Below are 18,870 nucleotides of genomic sequence, written 5' to 3'. Positions count from 1 at the left end.
TGGTATCCTATCATTCTAAGTTGATTCCTTCAAACAGTAAGCTTTGATTTCAACAACAAAGACACTTTATTTTTAATGAATAAGTGCTAGATACAATAAGCAGCAGTCCAAGCCCTTATTCGGAATAGCACCTAATGAATCTATTTCATAGAACCTCCCACAATATCGAGCAGTTCATTTGTAATAGCCTGTTGGCGAGACTTATTATACTGCTTCGTCAAATCCTGTATCAGATCATTAGCATTGTCCGTAGCGACCTGCATAGCAAGTGTACGGGCAGCATGTTCCGAGGCATTAGAATCCATAGCAGCAGTAAAAATCTTTTGGTTCAACACTGTCGGAATCAGGCCAGCAATCAATTGTTCAGCAGACGGTTCAATAATATAGTCGTTTACAATCACATGTTCCACTTCCTTCTGTTCCTCTTGATCTACCGCATGAGTAAGGTCAATAGGCAGATACGTTTCTCGTAACAGGATCTGCACCCCCATCGATTTGAAATGATGATAGATCAGTTCTACACGATCCACCTCCCCCGACACGTACATTTCCATCAAATGATGTGCCAGATCAGCAGCGTCCTGATACGATGGTTTGTCAGAGAGCATACGAGGCGTTTCCTGTGTAGAAAGCCCCATCCGTTTTGCTGCTTCCTCGACCTTCTTTCCTACCGGAAATATTAGAATATTATCCTGTCCCAACGTACGAAACTCACCTATTGTCTGCATCAACATCTTGATAACATTCGCATTGAAAGCACCGCAAAGAGAAGTATTCGAAGAAAAAACAACGATTGCAACACGCTTCACCTCACGCTTCTTCACATAAGGTGATTCCACCGGAAGGTCAGCACTCAGGAAGTTAGTCAGAATTTTGTTCAACTTCTTCTGATAAGGCAACATATTCTCGATAACTGCTTGCGCTTTATGCAACTTGGCAGAAGCAACCATCTTCATTGCTGAAGTGATTTTCCGAGTACTCTGTACCGAATTTATTCTAGTTTTTACCTCTTTCAGTGAAGCCATAATTATTTATTAATTAAAAATAATGAATGAAGAATTACCAAGCAGACCAAAAGTCTTAAAAACAATGTAGCAAATTTTTCATTCTTAATCCTTTATTTTATTTATAAGAATTGTTTCGCAACCATAGCAGCGGTTTCTTCAATCGCATTCGTCACATCGTCGTTGATCACTCCTGTTTTCAGAACATCCAGCACATCTTCCTGATGATTCAGCTGTAAAGATTCGATAAAACTGCTTTCAAAGTCCTGCACCTTATCCAAAGGTACGCTGTGAAGTAATCCATGTGTACCACAATAAAGGATAGCAATCTGCTGTTCTACAGGCATCGGACTGTATTGAGGCTGAATCAGCAACTGAGAGTTTTTACGTCCCTTGTCGATAGTCAATGCCGTAATAGGATCCATGTCACTGCTGAACTTGGAGAAAGCTTCCAATTCACGATACTGTGCCTGGTCTATTTTTAACGTTCCCGCTACTTTCTTCATTGCCTTGATCTGTGCATTACCCCCCACACGAGATACAGAGATACCGACGTTGATAGCTGGGCGCACGCCCTGATTAAATAGATCCGTTTCGAGAAATATCTGTCCGTCGGTGATAGAGATCACATTAGTCGGGATATAAGCAGAAACGTCACCTGCTTGTGTTTCGATGATAGGCAAAGCAGTCAGCGAACCACCTCCTTTCACAGTTCCTTTCAGAGTCTCAGGCAAGTCGTTCATTTCACGTGCCACTTCCTCTTGGTTGATAATCTTTGCTGCACGTTCCAACAGACGGGAATGCAGATAAAAGATATCCCCCGGATAAGCTTCACGGCCGGACGGACGGCGAAGGATCAATGACACTTCGCGATAAGCAACAGCCTGCTTGGAAAGGTCATCATAAATCACCAATGCATGTCGGCCGGTATCGCGGAAATACTCTCCGATAGCAGCACCCGCAAACGGGGCATAATACTGCAAAGCAGCCGGATCACCTGCCGTAGCAGCTACGACAACGGTATAATCCATCGCTCCATATTCGCGAAGCGTATTCACGATAGAAGCTACCGTAGAACCTTTCTGACCAATAGCAACATAAATACAATATACAGGATCACCTGCCAGAAAGTTATTACGCTGATTGATAATCGTATCAATAGCAATGGAAGTCTTTCCCGTCTGACGGTCGCCAATAATCAACTCACGCTGTCCGCGACCGATAGGAATCATGCATCCACCGCTTTCAATCCCGTTTGCAACGGCTGGTTTACGGGCTGACGGTAAATTACTCCGGGTGCTTTACGTTCCAACGGCATTTCGTAGAGCTCGCCGCCTATCATCCTTTGCCGTCGAGCGGTTCGCCCAACGGATCAATGACACGTCCCAACATTCCCTCACCCACACGAATAGAGGCAATATGCTTGGTACGTTTCACAATAAATCCTTCTTTGATACGGTCGGTAGGACCAAGTAACACAGCACCTACATTATCCTCTTCGAGGTTCATCACGATTGCTTTGATACCGTTATCAAATTCCAGCAATTCATTCGCTTCAGCGTTCCGAAGTCCGTAGATACGCACCACGCCGTCGCTCACCTGTAGCACTGTGCCTATTTCATCAAGCTGCACACTGGTGTTGATTCCTTCGAGCTGCTTGCGCAATATTTCGGATACTTCGCTTACTTTTATATTATCAGCCATTATACAATTCTCCTATTCTTATCTATAAACTGTTGTTTCACTCGTTTCAACTGCGTAGCATGCTAGCGTCCAACCGGTAATCATTGATATCGAAGATAAATCCACCTTCGATTGTCGGGTCTACTACCGTTTCCAGTTCCATTTTTGAATGCAATATATGCGCTGCAGTAGAACGGATACGGTGCTCCGTCTCTTTGTTTACAGGGACAGCCGTTATAAGTTTACCTGTTCCGATATGCTTCAGTTTCCTGTACAGATCCATATACATCAGAGTGATAAACTGCAAATAACCTTCACGCCTGTTTTTCAATACCATTGTGATGAAGCGGACGAACTCACTGCTTGATTCACCATCTCCATCGGCAGCCGTACAGATCAACAATATTTTCTCTTCGAACGGGATAATGGGATTGTCAAGCGCCTCGCGCAATGCCGGCTGTTTCGTGAAACAGTACGACAGCGTGACAAACTCCTGATAGACCCTGTCCTCAACGCCTTTTTCCTGTGCGTATTCAATCATAGCCTTGGCATATCGCATTGAAAGTATTCCGACATCCATCTTACTTAGTTCTTATTCCTGGTTAATACTTCATCCAGCATACGGTCTATCATGCCCATTTGTTCCTCTTTGTCATCGAGGTTTTTGCGGAGTACTTTCTCGGCAATATCGACCGAAAGGATCGCTACCTGCTTACGAATGTCGCGGATAGCTTCTTCTTTCTCTATCTGGATTTGTTCTTTCACCAACTCTAACTCCTTTTGAGCGGCTTTCTCAGCTTGTTTACGGGCCTCGTGAATAATCTTGTCACGTTCTTCCATTGCCTCCTTCAAGATGCGTCCCTGTTCCTTGTTGGCGGCAGCTACCAAAGCGTCGCCTTCCTCTTTGAATTTAGACAACTGCGCATTGGCTTCCCTTGCCACCTCTAAGGACTGGTCGATATAGGTTTTACGGTCTTCCACCATCTTGATAATGATGGGGAAGCCGTATTTGGCCAATATCACAAACACGATCCCGAATGCGACAACCATCCAGAACAACAGGCCACTATCGGGTAATAGTAATGACATTTGTTGTATTTTTTAAAGGAAGAATACCAACAGACAAACTACTACAGCCAGCAAAGCTACACCTTCGATCAGAGCCGCCGCGATAATCATGTTCATACGGATGTCTCCCGACGCTTCCGGCTGACGAGCAATAGCTTCCATCGCCGAACCACCAATTCTACCAATACCCAAACCAGCTCCGATTACTGCAAGACCTGCACCGATAGCTGCACCTAACTTACTTACTCCTACTGCTGCTGCAGTTGCTTGTAACAATACTGATAATAACATAATTTTCTGTTTTAAAATGGTTTATTTTTCTCGTTTATTATTTATTCTCTTTCACTTTCGCACCTTCCTGAGCAAGCCCGATGAATACCGCCGAAAGCATTGTAAATACATACGCCTGGATGAAAGCTACCAACAGTTCGAGTGCATTCATAAAGATGTTGAACAGTACGGAAGCTACAGTCAGTGTGCCGTTCAGCGCAGGACCCATGCTTGCCGAAATAAAGATCAGGCAGGTAAGTACCAGCATGGCCATGTGTCCTGCCAGCATATTGGCAAAAAGACGGATCATCAGGGCGAACGGTTTCGTAAAGATACCGAAAAACTCGATGAACGGCATCATCGGAACAGGCACTTTCAACCACCAGGCACATCCGGCCAGAAGATATCTTTCCAGTAATGTTTCGTACCGAAGATATTGACCATCAGGAATGTGCAAACAGCAAGTACCATTGTGATAGCAATGTTTCCTGTCACATTCGCGCCTCCGGGAAAGAAGGGAATCAATCCCATTATATTGTTGACGAAGATGAAGAAAAACGCTGTCAGCAGATAAGGGGCAAACTTGCGATAGTTGGGACCCACACAACTCTTGATGATATCGTCGTTCACCATCATGATAAACATTTCCATAAATCCGATGAAACCGCCCGGTGCAAGTGATCCGCGTGGACGCTTGCGGTACCAGTGTGCTACACACAATATGATGACCAGCAGCAGGAAACTGTTGAACAACAGTGCAAACGTTACCTTCGTAATGGAAATATCCCATGGACGGACCTCGTCGCCGGCTGCATTATACTCTACCAATTTACCTTCATATTTACTTCCTGCAGGAGCAATGGAAAGTCCCTCGTAAGTACCTCCGTTCTCTTCAAGACGGGAAGAAAGGAAGGTATGCCAACCTGAAGCTTCACTATAAACGATGATAGGTAACGGTATTATTATCTGCGTTTTACCCCACGTTGTAATATGCCATTCGTAAGAGTCTCCGATATGTCCGAATACGATTCCTTTCACATCGACCGTATTTTCCTTCTGCTCTTGTAAAGTCACTTCACTTTGGGTTTGCGGAGCTGTTCCCGACTGTACCTGTGAAACTGCCTCAGTTTGCTCTTGTGGAGCTACACCGGACTGTACCTGTGCAAAAGCGGACATTCCTGCCGTCATCAGGCAGAACAGAATCAACGGAGCTATTATGTTACACAACTGTTTCATTTTCTTTTTTATTTTTCTTTTTCCGTTTCAGGTTTACCTCAAATGAGAAGAAGAACCATGTTTCGTATATCAGATACAACAGGTAGAACGAGATAAACGTTAGCAGAAAGGCTTTCGCTTCCTGGTGTACCACGATACAGTAAATCAATAGCAGTATCACCGAAAGAATTATTTTCATCACCTTCATTGCCAGATACAGTAACACCAATTTCTGCGGAGCGTGACGCCGGCATGCATCGAACATATAAATAGAGAACAAACCAAAAAAATAAAAGTAAACCGGTATAAACGGATAACCTCCGAAATAATGTCCCGGTAAAGCTTTATGCAAAATTAGTACTCCAATCCCTCCACTAAGTACGGTAAACAAAGTGAGAGAGGCTATAAAATTCCGTTTAGTCTTACTAATGTTCATCATGCCATTGTGTTTTTCGCTTTATAAGCTATAGAAGCTATATAAGCAGTATTAATTAATGTTCCTATACTATTTACCATCTCGTTTTTTTCAATCCTATGATGTAACCTTTCATTATAAGAAATCGGTCATTATAAGAGCCATCTCTTCAAAATAAAGCATTCTCCTACCGTTTTTTCTCCTTTTACGAAATACAAACCGAAACCGTATTATCGCTCATCTCCACAAAACCACCCTGAATGTCAAATGTGTGCTCTTCTCCGCCTTCCTCCAAGGTATAACTTAACGTCCCCGCCTGTAACGACGAGACGATAGCGCATGCCCCGGTAAAATAGAAAACGAACCGACCGTTCCCGGCAATGTGACAATACTCACATCTCCGTCGAATATGCTCTTTTCGGGCGACACTATACTCAAATGCAGTTTCTTCAACATATCTTTTTTATTTAGGCAGTCACAGACTACACGAACCGGATTAACAGGAAACGTGTTGTCCGTAGCTACATTTTAATTACTTCTTCGCTTGCTCAAGTATCTTCTTACCTTTCTCTATCGCTTCCTCAATGGTTCCTACATTCAGGAATGCCTGTTCGGGCAGGTTGTCCACTTCACCGTCCAGAATCATCCGGAAACCTTTGATGGTATCTTCGATAGACACCATTACGCCAGGAACTCCTGTAAACTGTTCGGCAACAGCAAACGGCTGCGAAAGGAAACGTTGCACACGACGGGCACGATTCACTACCATCTTATCTTCATCGGAAAGTTCTTCCATACCGAGGATGGAGATGATATCCTGCAATTCTTTGTTGCGCTGAAGAATCTGTTTCACACGCTGGGCTATGTCGTAATGCTCCTGACCGACAATGTGCGGATCGAGGATACGAGAGGTAGATGCCAACGGATCTACAGCCGGATAAATACCAAGTTCAGTGATTTTACGGTCGAGTACGGTCGTTGCGTCCAAGTGGCTGAAAGTAGTTGCCGGAGCCGGGTCAGTTAAGTCGTCAGCAGGTACATAAACAGCCTGTACGGAAGTGATAGAACCTTTTCGTGTAGAAGTGATACGTTCCTGCATAGCACCCATTTCCGTAGCCAGTGTAGGTTGATAACCAACGGCGGAAGCATACGCCCCAACAAAGCCGAAACCTCCGACCCTGCCTGTGTGAAACGGAAAATATTATCTATGAAGAACAGAATATCACGCTTCTCGCCTTCAGTTCCCGCGTCGCGGAAAGACTCCGCTACTGTCAGTCCCGACAATGCTACCGAAGCACGTGCACCCGGAGGTTCGTTCATCTGACCGAACACCAGTGATACCTGTGATTTCTCCAATTCGTTATAATCTACTTTTGAGAGATCCCAGTCACCTTTTTCCATTCCCTCTCTAAATGCTTCACCATAGCGGATAACGCCAGACTCAATCATCTCACGAAGCAAGTCGTTACCTTCACGTGTACGCTCACCTACTCCTGCGAAAACAGAGAATCCGTTATGTTTCTTGGCAATATTATTGATAAGTTCTTGGATCAATACGGTTTTTCCTACTCCTGCACCACCAAACAAACCGATCTTACCACCTTTGGCATACGGTTCGAGCAAGTCGATCACCTTGATACCTGTAAAAAGTACTTCCTGTACAGTAGTCAAATCTTCAAATTTAGGTGGATCGCGGTGAATAGAATATGCACCTTTGCGACTTAAATCTTTCATACCATCGATAGAGTCGCCAACAACATTCATCAGCCGTCCTTTGATTTGTTCGCCTATCGGCATGGTGATCGGTCCTCCCGTAGGATGTACCTTCATACCTCTTTGGAGTCCGTCGGTACTGTCCATTGCCACAGTGCGTACTGTATTTTCACCGATGTGTTGCTGAACTTCTACAACCAGTATTTTGCCGTTGGGCCTCTTTATCTCCAATGCGTCGTGAATGCTTGGCAACATTAGCTCTGCATCCGTACCTTCAAAGTACACATCGACACCGGTCCGATGACCTGAGAGATATGTCCGATAATCTGTGACATAAGCAATCTTATTATTTATATTATTCTTTCCTGTTTTACTATTTTTGAAGTATAGTGTGACAAGTGATGCGTTTCGCGTTTTACCTGTTTTACTATAATAATAAACAGCCGAAAATGGCTTTTGTTCAATTTATCCGTTTTCTTTCTTAAGAAAATAGTTAAACCAACAACTGCACAAATGTAGAAACAAAATTCAATCGTTGTTCTCTCTTTTTCAAAAATTGTCCTTCAATAACAATTATTAGCCCAACAAATGCTACAAAATAGCCAAAAATAGCATATACACATTACAATTGTAAAGTAAAATCCCTATTTATCTACTAAAACAATAGACAAAACTACAAATATGTATTTAGTTTTTTTCAGAACAGATCATGTTAAATCAGTTAGTCGTAGAAATAATAGTAACACAGGCAACTAATTTTGTATCCGAGCACAAAAGGCTTATTGAGCACTTTTCTCTTTTGTTCATGCAAAGAGTAGTTGAAATGTTCTTTTAACCTATCTTATCGCACATATATCCAAAGTATATCCCCACTCTTACCCTATCTGCTAACAAACATTGGAACGTATTGCTGAAGATTCTTCCTATTCTTTGCAAAAAGGAAGTCAGCATAAACTGACAATACCTATAAGAAGAGGTAATGTATATAAATTATTTTCTCAACAGAAAATTATATATCTAATTTCAAGAATGACTGTAAAAATAAAAAGTGACAGTAATTCTCTTGTATGTACCACAAAAAGTTTATGCACTGTTTATCAACACATTGAATCATCATTCATATTTCAAAAACAAGTTTTTACGTTACTGTCACTATCAACTGTCAACTTTATGCGTCTTCTCCAACAAACAAAGTGGAATTAAAGAATATATTCCTAGACACATTTCAGCGCAAACCTATATCGACCTATTTCAAACCGGACTGTATTGAAGAAGAACTTTATGCTATCATAAAAGTTATGAAAACAACGTCGCAACATAATCTTACTACTCAAAATATCACTTACGGACAACAATACAAATATCAAAATCCTGCAACCCCATTAAAGAACAGGCAAAATATTAAACAAATAGTTTAATGATATTATCTATATATGAATCTAAGAGAAAGTACTGTCAAACATAATTTCTTAAAGTGATTTATTTAAAATCATATATTAAAGAATAAACGATAATTTACTAACAAACAGATATAAAAAGTAGTTATCAAAAGAGGAGTAAAGTGACAGTTGATAGTAAGAAATAAAACCTGAAAAAAGGACTGATTCAGAAGGGATTTGCGAATTTTGACTCATTTTTGAAGAAAGTTCCATTTTTAGCGAACAAATAAAGATCAGCTTTCGTTCTGAGTCAAAATCAACAAACTAAACCAGCAATCATGAAACGAATCTTGCTGTTACTAATCTCCACTATCGGAGTATTTCATTTTCTGACAGCTCAGAATGTAGGTCTTAAAACAAATGCACTCTACTGGCTGGCAACAATTCCAAATCTCGGAGTTGAATTCTCCTTAGATAAAAAATTGACACTTGAACTTGCCGGAGCCTATAATCCCTGGACTTTCAAGGATGACAAAAAGATGCATTTCTGGTTAGTGCAACCGGAAATCAAATACTGGACATGCGAAAAGTTCAACGGACATTTCATTGGACTACATCTTCATGGTGCACAATACTATGGAGGATTTAGTTCGAAAAGGTATGACGGATACCTTGCAGGAGGAGGTTTCACCTACGGATATGACTGGATTCTATCTCCACACTGGAACCTTGAAGCAGCCATCGGTATAGGTTACGCTCACTTGTGGTATAAGGAAAGCGAACGAATTCCTTGTGCGAAATGCTATGAAAAGAAGCATAAAAACTATTTCGGTCCTACCAAAGTAGCCCTCACATTGACTTATTTTATTTTCTAACCACACACTGACTGCCATGAAAAATGTTATATCATCCTGCGAATTATTCGTGCGTCACTCCGTCATAAGAAGCATTCAATGTCTCCTGATTCTTTCTTTTTTGCCCTTCATCTCATCTTGTATCAGAGATGACTTACAATCTTGTCCTCCCTTACAAGTGGACATTTCTGTAAAAGATAAAAACTACTTCAACGTAGACAATGTGTCACTGGAATCCCCCAAGAGTGAATCTCTTATCTTCCGTAAATATGTTCCTACCCTATACTATTCATTACGTAACGAAGTTACGGGAGAGATTATAGAAGAACAAGGAGTTTTTAATGTGACGGATAACAATCCAACCCATTCTATTACTTTCTGCCAATGCTTGCCATTCGGCAAATATGTTCTGACTGTATGGGGAGGACTAACCGATAATACTTCGCTAACTGACCAGTCTCTTACCAACATTCTGCACAACAATCAGATGGAAGGGTATGATGTATATCTGGTCCATGACACACTGGTATATGATATACAAAACACACGTTACAATGTAGCTTTGGAACGTGCTACCGGAAAGCTGTTGATGCAAATCATTAATTTGCCGTCTACAGTACGTTACGCTGACTACAGTGTGAATCAAATATACGAACGAGTAACTCATCAATTTAAATATATAAATCCGATTACCGTTCGAAAACAGGATTCCTGGGATACAGCTCCAGATATCATTTTATCTACTATTCTAGCTCCTTCAACTGGAGAGCATCAAGCCAACGTGCATCTGAATCTTTATGACGAAACAGATCAGACCATTCCAGCCCTCACCCCCAAGGATGTGAAGATTACCATGAAACGTAATGAACTGACCAGTCTGAGATATGTGTATGATGAAGAAAAAGAAGACTTCAATATCTATGTACTCAACAACGATACTTGGGAATTGATTTATAACCTGGATATTGATTAATATAGCTTTTTTACAATTTGTTTAATTCTAAAACTTAACTGAAATGAAAAATTATTTGTTTTTATCAGCTGTTGGTATGATGATGTTGGCAGCATGTAGTAATGATGACACAGTACCTCTAGAAGGGTCCGGTTCAGGAGAAGCAGGTCCAGAAATCGTCTTATCAATCAATAGTGGCGGTGGCGGAATGGGGGTTCGTGGCTCTCGTCCGGTAAACAGTTCTGAGGCTGCCAACAATGTAACTGCTGTTCAATTGTATATCTACAATGAAGCTGGAACAGATGTTACAAGCACTGCCTTGTCTACAGGTACACAGAACCCTGTGGTTTGGACAGCTGGTCCGTCAGATTCTGCTGTTCCTGGTGATAATCCAAACCCGTCACACAAAGCAAGCCAGACGGTAAAACTGAATAAGTTGTCACCAGACGGTATATATACTGTTGTTGCTTATGGTTATAACAACGTTGCAGACTATACAATCAGCGGTGGAGGCAATGGAAACGATGCTTTTACAGCTACCCCGGTAGTGACACCACTAACGACTGAAGCTGAACTGTTTGCCGGAAAAGCTACTTTCACAGTATCAAACGGAAATATTCAAACAGGAACCAGTGTGGAAGTTGAACTCCACCGTCATGTAGCAGGATTGTTGGGATACTTCAAGAATATACCTATCTTATATCCGAATCCTAATGCAGCAGGAGTTCCTACACTTGTAGCATTTGTCCGCGTATATGCTCCTTCTTCTTCCTCGGCTCTTACCTTCCCTAGTACGCTGACAATGAACGGTACCAGTGGTACAGTTGCTAAAACCAAAGTTTTGGAAGTCAATCTAGTTACCTATATTACTGACTATACCTCTCAAACATTGGCCGTTGCCGGAGATCTTACCAAAAACTTTATAATACCAGCTGGTACTTCTCCTGTTACTGTAGAAAACAGTGTTCTTACCGGTAGATTCCTTGTACCATTTGCCAAAGTAGCAGGCAGCCCGACTTTCATCGTTCAACTGGAAGACGTAACTGGTGCAGTTCTAAAATCATGGGATGTAGTGAACAATGCTCTCGGAGTAGGTACCAAAGAATATGACGTTCAACGCAACTACTTCTACTCTCTAGGTCAAAAATACAAAGCCAGCTCTACTGATGGTGGCACTCCAGGTCCTGGAACAACCGGAGATGATGATAATCCTATCAACTTGTCACAGGAAACTGTTATTACTGTAACTGTCAATGATGCTTGGGATACAATTTATAATCTTGGAATAGAATAGCAAGCTAAAAGAGGGTTCTTATATAAAATGACTTCACCACAAATTACGCAGGTTTTTTCAGATTATCAATATTGATAATCAAAGGTTTAGTATTTTCGTCTGTGTTTAACTGTGTAATTCGTGGTGATTTCTTTCTAACTCACCCTTTGTCTCTACTTTAAAAAACTTCCTACAATGAGAACAAAACATATCTATCTAACCTGCGCCTTCCTCTTATGTCTTTCTGCTTGCCAGGATGGAGAAATCATATCTGCTCCCGAAGATAACACACAAACGAGAGCTATTACAGTTACTTCTACCGCTACATCCGCCCTCACATCCGCTGATGGAGGTAAAACGTGGATTGCCAGCCGAAGAGTACCTTTGGTAGGTGAAGGACGTATCGTGGACGATATGTCGAACGCATTGGTAGAAGCTCTTACCGCTAACCAAGGTATCGCTAATATACTCGATGCCGATCTGACCAATTCTGCCTCATTCAACGGAGTAGTAACTGCTAATCTGATAGGTAACCAAATAGCTTCGGTACGCGATGTGAACCGTACTTATGCTGGAGGACAAAGTGCAGGATTTGTCTATTTGTTAGACAATACATCACTACTCACTCTCGACGTACTGAAAGGGTTTTACCTGAAGACTTACCTGAAAGGTGTAGAACAGGAGATGAAGGGAAGCGATACCGAAGCAGTATCAACTCTCCAATTAAACTTAATCAGTGCCGCCAATAACGGAGGCAAGCAAGCTATCTCTATTACTACTAACCTAACCAAACCTTTCGATGAGATAAAAATAGGTATGTACGGAGTTTCAGCTACTGTATTGAACGCTTTAAAGTTATATTATGCTTTTGTTGGAGATAATCCTATACAACCAGCCATCACCACAAATCCTTATTTTACAAACAGTGTGTCAGTCCATACCGGTCTGGGATGGACTACAGCTCTATATCTCACCCCCGAACAACTTATAAATTCTAACTTAACGGATGGTCTCCCACTGAGTTTGACAGGAGCATTGGCTACGATCAATTTCCAACAAGTAATTCCAGTAGGTGCAGAAGTCGGCTTCAATCTGACCGGTTTTAATCTACTTAATCTTTCTTTACTTAGTAACACTACTTTAACCACATATAATGCTAGTAATGTACAGCAAGAACAAGTGACTATCAACAATATATTAGGAGTTTCAGCAATCAATGGAGGAAGTAGCCAAATCAGTATGGTATTAACTAAACCATGTACTCAAGTTAAAATACAATTCAGCGGATTACACGTTGAGTTAGGAGCTACTGTTATTAACTATACCTATGTTCGTGAAGCAACCACAGTGGATGCAACTAGTTTTTTCTCATTGGGAAATGCCACTACTACCAGCAACTCTTACCAACTGAAAACACCTACAGCCGGAAGCGTGAATTATGTTATTACTTCTTCTCCTGCCGGAACTACACCTGTCATCAGCAACAATAAGATTACAGGTATGACTGCCAATGGTAACTACAATGTCACCGGAACATATACCAGTACGGATGGCACTATCTATACACAAACTGCTGTCATCACCCGCAATGCCAATCCGGTCGGTGATACGTCTGTTTGCAACAATATGATCACTCTAAACAGTAACGGTGCTTCCGTCTATGCCCCTTCAGGCGGTGGATGTCTACTTTGTGTAGGTGAAGGAACAAACTTCACCGGGAAAAACAATCTGATAGACAATAATCCGGATAACTTTATTACTTATAATAATGTAGCCAGCATTGCTGCCAATACCTCCATTGTCGGTATCAAGACAGCTACCGACAAACCTGTCAATTCTGCAAAGAATCAAATACGCACCGGCTTTGTCATCCAGACTTCTACGAGTTTACTTAGTGCCAACGTATTGAAATTCCTGATCATACGCCTTTACCGTAACGGTGTGAAAGTGTTTGAAAGTGCTGCGGATAATAATAATGCTATCTCTGCCGGACTGATCGGTGACAACGGAAGCAAAGTACGTATCGGGATCACTACTAACCAGGAATTCGACTCTATCGAACTTTGGACTGGTGGTATCTTAAATCTCAATCTGAGTGCTTTCCGAATTTATTATGCTTTCTGGGAAAATGCGAATGCAGGATGTTATAGCGGAAATGCTGCTAACGCCTGTTTACAGATGATGACACCTTCTACTTACGGAGCCAGTATCAACTACGCTGCTACACGCAGTACCGGAGCAGTCATGATAGGTACTTCTTTTAATGACTTGGGTAACTTATTAGATGGTGACGTGAATACTTATTCCACTATCACTACTACAAATGTGATTGGAGCAGTTACTGTTGCCGTAAAATTCAATAAAATACAGCAAAAACAACCTGTAGGTTTCATTGTAGTAGACCCTACCGGAATAGCTGGTGTAGATCTGATTTCATGGATCACTCTTTCTGTATATAATGCCGGAATTGAAGTGGGAAATACCGGATCAGGCAGTATACTCGGACTTAATGTAATCGGAAGTGGAGGTAAGGAATACGTAGAGACTACTCCTACTACAATTCCTTTCGACGAAGTGCGCATTACCTTTGCAGGTGTAGCAGATGCCCTGAAAACAATTCAGCTAGCAGGGTATATACCCGTCAGGATAGTAATGGGGATGGTATACCCGACTGTGCTGAAACAAATGGCAGTGGTGAAACGATCGACTTTATAAGTGTAACGGATCATTTGTGTCAAGGTTCTCCCATCGTTATCAATGTGAATGGAGGCGCAAACGGGAATAACTATCTGTTACGACTCTACAACGTTGCCAAAAATAATGAAGTTACGAACCAAACCGTAATACTCACCAACCAGGCATTTACTATTCCTAACATGCCTTCGGGTGATTACTATATAGCCATCTATGATGCAGCCGGAACAAATCTCTATTATAACGGTATTCACTCAACGGTTCACCCGACTCGTACTACTTGGAAAACAAATGCCGCTACTACAAACTGGAACACATGGACCAATTGGAGTGACGGAAGTCCATGGAAGTGTACAGATGTCATTATTCCTTCCAACTGTACACTCTACCCTGTCCTGGTGAATGGAGATTCGAATTATTGTAATAATCTCCATTTCGAGCCGAATGCAGAGATAGTAAATACACACTATCTTACCTATTCGCAAGCATGGGTGGGACTGGCATTGCAAGCTGGGCGTTATTATATGTTATCTGCTCCATTGAAAGATACATTCACTGGGGATATCTTTATTCCTGCCTCAATGAATGGTACGCAGAACAATGATTACTTTACAACATTAGATGCTACATCTTCTCCTGAGAATCGATTTAGTCCACGTATCTACCAACGTCTCTGGAGTCATGATGCACCGGGACAGAAGATTAAGGGTGGAACTCTTACCCAAGTCACAGTGACACCAGATAAAACGAACTGGACACCTCCTTTCAATGCTTTAAATCAAAATTATTCAATAGGAATGGGATTCTCTTTATTGGCAAGCAAGGAATCAGTGGCAAGCAACACCCTTACTTTCCGGTTTCCGAAAGTACATACGAGTTTCAAATATTACAATACTTCAGGACAGAGTACGTCTTATAGTGAGAGTATTACACGAACACTGCCCGGAAGATTTATACATGAGAACAGTAATGGAATTACTTCCTTCCCTATTACAGTAAATGTAACTAACAAGATTGCAGGTAATACATTTCTGGTAGGTAATCCGTTTATGACTCATATCCGTATTAGTCAGTTTATGACGGATAATCCTCTGGTAACCTCGGTCAAAGTATATGATGGAAATAGCAATAACTCTGTTATCAAAGCCGACGGGACACTGCTGACTAATGGAAGTAATTTTGCATACATTGCGCCTATGCAATCTTTCTTTGTTACAGTAAATGCTGCCTCTATCAGTTTGCTTGTGAAATTCACTGAAACTGCTTTGACACAAGCTGCCGGTTCGTCTGGAATGTTGAGAAGCACACGCGCCATAGGTTCTTCACGTGCTTCAACATCCGGACGTCCCGCTCTGCTCCTGACAGCAAGTATAGGCAATACGTCTTCTCAATGTCTGCTGCGCCTTTCTCCGTCAGCAACAGTAGGTTATCGTTCCAGTGAAGATTCTGAACTTTTGATAGACAACGAAATGCCACCTGTCATCGCTCTATTCAGTATAGCAGATGAGAAAGCACTAGACATACAGCAATTGAATGATGCAGAACGTATTCCTTTGGGATTCAGTTTAAGCAATCCTGCAAGAGTACAATTGAAGTTGTCGCATGACGGAGGAGATGCATGGAGTCATTGGACATTGGTGGATACAGAGAAAGGAGTACGCACCCCATTGACACAGTCAGAAACGGTACTGGATGTCGGTATACTTTCTACTCATGTAGGACGTTTCTATCTGGAAAAGAGTAATAAATAACTAAATCCAATAAACAATATGATCACTCTATTTAATACAGTTATAGTCAAGACACAGATAATCAAACGTAGATATGGTTGGTTTCTTATCGCAGCGTTAGTAATGGCTTCTTGTCAGCAGGAAGAGTCTATTGACGAACTTATATCCGGTGGTTCATCAAATGCGGATGGTGTTACTCTCTCTTTCAGTGTAGCCGGAGAATTATCGCCCCGAACTAATTTGCCTGGTTCGGATAATATGCAGCACGTAACTTCTGTTAGGCTTTATATCTTTAATGGAACAAATGATAATGCACCATGTATAGCTTCCGAAGATATCGGTTGGTCCGCTTATTTCGGTAATAATCCACCAACAGTTACTGCTACTATGAAATATCATGTGAAATACGGAGGGTTTGTAAAAGGAAATCCTTATACGTTTCTGGCTGTTGGATTGGACGATAAGTCCGGTAGTACTTATGGCTTTCCCAATGCAATACAGGTAGGAAGTACTGTATTATCGGGAGCGATCGCTACTCTTGCAGGAACTGAAGCCTCTACATGGACTTCAATGCGTCAATCTGAACTTTTTGCAGGGTCTACGGTACTCACTCCAGGTACTACTCCAATTCAAGGTAACGTAGATCTTTGGCGAAGAGTGGCCGGAGTGATGGGATGGTTTACGAACATTCCCACACAAATTGGTGGAACAAGAGTTACTGCTATTCGAATTACTTTATATACCCAACAAAACAAAAGTGTCCCACTACTGCAACGTAGCCAAACTCCCGTCTTTGCTGATTATATCAATAGTCCGCTGACTATTACGGGAGGTAATGTATTGGTAAATATAGCAGTACCCACCGGAGTTCTACCAGTCACCGTTTTATCCCAGGGTTCCTATGTACTCCCGGTTCCTTCCCCTACTCCAGGCGGTGCTAATTATACATTAAAAGTAGAACTGACAGATGCGAGTGGAAACGCACTTCGCTCTATACGCGTCACTTTATCGGATTCTGACGATTCCAATTCTTCCGGTGAAGGCGGTACAGGTATCATCGATCCGGACGGTGCTTCCCATTTTCCGATTGTAGCTAATAGGTTCTATGGAGTCGGGTCTAAACTGCTCCCAATCAATCTCGGTGGTACTGTATTAAGAAGCACCATATCTGCGGATAACAAGTCAGCTTGGGAAGATCTGAGAGAAAAATAAAGTAACAAAACTATTGGTATTTAGCCAGCAATTATCTATAAGTATTTAATAAAAATTGCCCTGTCACTCAAAAATAGTAGCAGGGCAATCACTATATATATTCATCAAAAAACCGATCTCAAAGCTTGATGATTTATCTTTTAAAACAGCAAACCTGTCCTTAATAAACTTCTACTTTCGTAGCAATACGCTTAGCTTTATCACGCAAAACATCCAAATCCGAATCTAAAGGAGCATAACAAAGCACTACTCCCATACGACGATTTATACGAGTATATGGTTTTCCGAATATACGGAGATAAGTATCTTCCTCTTTTGTTACTTCTTCTAATCCGCGATATTGAGGACGTTCCTGACTAGCAATCGGTGACAGAATTACTGCACTTGCTCCAATACGTTCCTGTTTAATGTTCGGAATGGGAAGTCCGAGTACAGCACGCAGATGAAGTTCAAATTCGTTCAGATTCTGTGTTCCGGCCAAAGTTACCATACCGGTATCATGCGGACGGGGAGAAAGTTCAGAGAAATAAACTCCGTTTTCATGACTCAGGAAGAATTCTACTCCCCATAATCCAGCTCCTGTCAAAGCACGAGTCACTTTTTCCGCCATTTCTTCGGCTTCTTTCAAATGTGCAGGATCAATGTGTGCAGGTTGGAAGCTTTCACGATAGTCACCGCCTTTCTGTACATGTCCAATAGGGGGACAGAACAAGGTAGGACCGTTCTTTTGAGTAACAGTCAGTAAAGTAATTTCACTATCAAAGTTGATAAACTCTTCAATAATCAATTCGCGGATATCACCACGACTACCACTACATCCGTATTCCCAAGCATGTTCAAGCTCGTCAGCACTCTTTACCAATGATTGTCCTTTGCCAGAAGATGACATCAAGGGCTTAACCACACAAGGAAAACCAACTTTTGTTGCAGCTTCTTTCAGCTCTTCTAATGTTTTAGCATAGAAATATTTAGCTGTTTTCAGTCCGAGTTCTTTGGCAGCCAAGTCACGAATGGCTTTACGGTTCATGGTAAAGTTTACGGCACGAGCACTAGGAACAACCTGAATGCCATCTTTTTCAAAATCATACAGACGTTCTGTGCGAATGGCTTCAATCTCCGGTACAATAATATCGGGCTGATGTTTCTTCACGACACGTTCCAACTCCTCGCCATTCAGCATGTCAAAGACCTCACATTCGTCAGCTACCTGCATAGCAGGTGCTCCGGCATACGAATCACAGGCAATGATGTGTTGCCCTTTACGTTGAGCAGAGATTACAAACTCTTTTCCTAGTTCTCCGGAACCGAGTAACAGTATTTTCTTCATTATTTTGAGTGTTTTATATTAGTGCTACAAAATTAGTATATTTCGATGAGATTATTTCCTTTTACCATTAAAAACAGCATT

11 protein-coding genes and 5 pseudogenes are annotated in these 18,870 nt (G+C 41.6%); 6 read left to right on the top strand and 10 right to left on the bottom strand.

Features of this window, described 5'->3' with window-relative positions; all coding sequences use genetic code 11:
- Positions 1 to 140: 140 nt before the first annotated feature.
- The 9 genes and pseudogenes from JCM17102_RS00800 to atpD all read right to left on the bottom strand — a co-directional run bounded on the left by JCM17102_RS00800 (position 141) and on the right by atpD (position 7,703).
- Positions 141 to 1,025 carry a F0F1 ATP synthase subunit gamma gene (locus JCM17102_RS00800; RefSeq protein ID WP_025073597.1) on the bottom strand — a complete coding sequence of 295 codons (885 nt, stop codon included), beginning with the start codon at positions 1,023 to 1,025 and terminating at the stop codon, positions 141 to 143.
- A 101-nt stretch (positions 1,026 to 1,126) separates the two neighbouring features.
- A pseudogene (gene atpA / locus JCM17102_RS25610) lies at positions 1,127 to 2,708 on the bottom strand (F0F1 ATP synthase subunit alpha).
- Positions 2,708 to 3,267: pseudogene (locus JCM17102_RS25605) on the bottom strand (F0F1 ATP synthase subunit delta). The pseudogenes atpA and JCM17102_RS25605 overlap by 1 nt, the downstream one beginning before the upstream one ends.
- A 5-nt stretch (positions 3,268 to 3,272) precedes the next feature.
- Positions 3,273 to 3,776, bottom strand: a complete 504-nt coding sequence (gene atpF / locus JCM17102_RS00785; RefSeq protein ID WP_025073596.1) for a F0F1 ATP synthase subunit B — start codon at positions 3,774 to 3,776, stop codon at positions 3,273 to 3,275.
- Between the two features lie 12 nt (positions 3,777 to 3,788).
- Positions 3,789 to 4,046: an ATP synthase F0 subunit C gene (atpE, locus tag JCM17102_RS00780; protein ID WP_025073595.1), complete on the bottom strand. Its 258-nt coding sequence runs from the start codon at positions 4,044 to 4,046 to the stop codon at positions 3,789 to 3,791.
- Between the two features lie 37 nt (positions 4,047 to 4,083).
- Positions 4,084 to 5,261: pseudogene (atpB, locus tag JCM17102_RS25600) on the bottom strand (F0F1 ATP synthase subunit A).
- Positions 5,245 to 5,679 (bottom strand): hypothetical protein, encoded by a 435-nt coding sequence (locus JCM17102_RS00770; RefSeq protein ID WP_025073594.1) that lies wholly within the window; start codon positions 5,677 to 5,679, stop codon positions 5,245 to 5,247. The pseudogene atpB and the gene JCM17102_RS00770 overlap by 17 nt, the downstream one beginning before the upstream one ends.
- 181 nt (positions 5,680 to 5,860) lie before the next feature.
- A pseudogene (gene atpC, locus JCM17102_RS29370) lies at positions 5,861 to 6,108 on the bottom strand (ATP synthase F1 subunit epsilon).
- 79 nt (positions 6,109 to 6,187) lie between these two features.
- A pseudogene (gene atpD, locus JCM17102_RS25595) lies at positions 6,188 to 7,703 on the bottom strand (F0F1 ATP synthase subunit beta).
- 1,382 nt (positions 7,704 to 9,085) lie between these two features.
- On the opposite strand from atpD, the gene JCM17102_RS00755 reads away from it, so the two are divergent.
- The 6 genes from JCM17102_RS00755 (at position 9,086) to JCM17102_RS00735 (ending at position 17,462) form a co-directional block, all read left to right on the top strand.
- Positions 9,086 to 9,622: a DUF3575 domain-containing protein gene (locus JCM17102_RS00755; protein ID WP_025073592.1), complete on the top strand. Its 537-nt coding sequence runs from the start codon at positions 9,086 to 9,088 to the stop codon at positions 9,620 to 9,622.
- Positions 9,623 to 9,638: 16 nt separating this feature from the next.
- Positions 9,639 to 10,574 (top strand): hypothetical protein, encoded by a 936-nt coding sequence (locus JCM17102_RS00750; RefSeq protein ID WP_051572663.1) that lies wholly within the window; start codon positions 9,639 to 9,641, stop codon positions 10,572 to 10,574.
- A gap of 43 nt (positions 10,575 to 10,617) precedes the next feature.
- On the top strand, positions 10,618 to 11,847 hold the full coding sequence (locus tag JCM17102_RS00745) for a hypothetical protein (RefSeq protein ID WP_025073590.1): 1,230 nt from the start codon (positions 10,618 to 10,620) through the stop codon (positions 11,845 to 11,847).
- Positions 11,848 to 12,021: 174 nt separating this feature from the next.
- Positions 12,022 to 14,541 (top strand): hypothetical protein, encoded by a 2,520-nt coding sequence (locus JCM17102_RS29365; protein ID WP_081800173.1) that lies wholly within the window; start codon positions 12,022 to 12,024, stop codon positions 14,539 to 14,541.
- Positions 14,542 to 14,585: 44 nt separating this feature from the next.
- Positions 14,586 to 16,271, top strand: a complete 1,686-nt coding sequence (locus JCM17102_RS29360) for a hypothetical protein (RefSeq protein WP_206778282.1) — start codon at positions 14,586 to 14,588, stop codon at positions 16,269 to 16,271.
- 18 nt (positions 16,272 to 16,289) lie between these two features.
- Positions 16,290 to 17,462 carry a FimB/Mfa2 family fimbrial subunit gene (locus JCM17102_RS00735; RefSeq protein WP_051572661.1) on the top strand — a complete coding sequence of 391 codons (1,173 nt, stop codon included), beginning with the start codon at positions 16,290 to 16,292 and terminating at the stop codon, positions 17,460 to 17,462.
- Between the two features lie 160 nt (positions 17,463 to 17,622).
- Here the strand turns inward: JCM17102_RS00735 and purT are convergent, their stop codons facing one another.
- The gene (purT, locus tag JCM17102_RS00730) at positions 17,623 to 18,789 is read right to left on the bottom strand and encodes a formate-dependent phosphoribosylglycinamide formyltransferase (protein WP_025073588.1); all 1,167 of its coding nucleotides are present in this window, start codon (positions 18,787 to 18,789) and stop codon (positions 17,623 to 17,625) included.
- Between the last annotated feature and the right edge of the window lie 81 nt (positions 18,790 to 18,870).

The sequence above is a fragment of the Bacteroides faecichinchillae JCM 17102 genome (assembly GCF_000614145.1).
In the GTDB taxonomy this organism is placed as follows: domain Bacteria; phylum Bacteroidota; class Bacteroidia; order Bacteroidales; family Bacteroidaceae; genus Bacteroides; species Bacteroides faecichinchillae.
The sequence above is the reverse complement of the archived record's forward strand: the minus strand, read 5'-3'. Positions and strand labels throughout refer to the sequence as shown.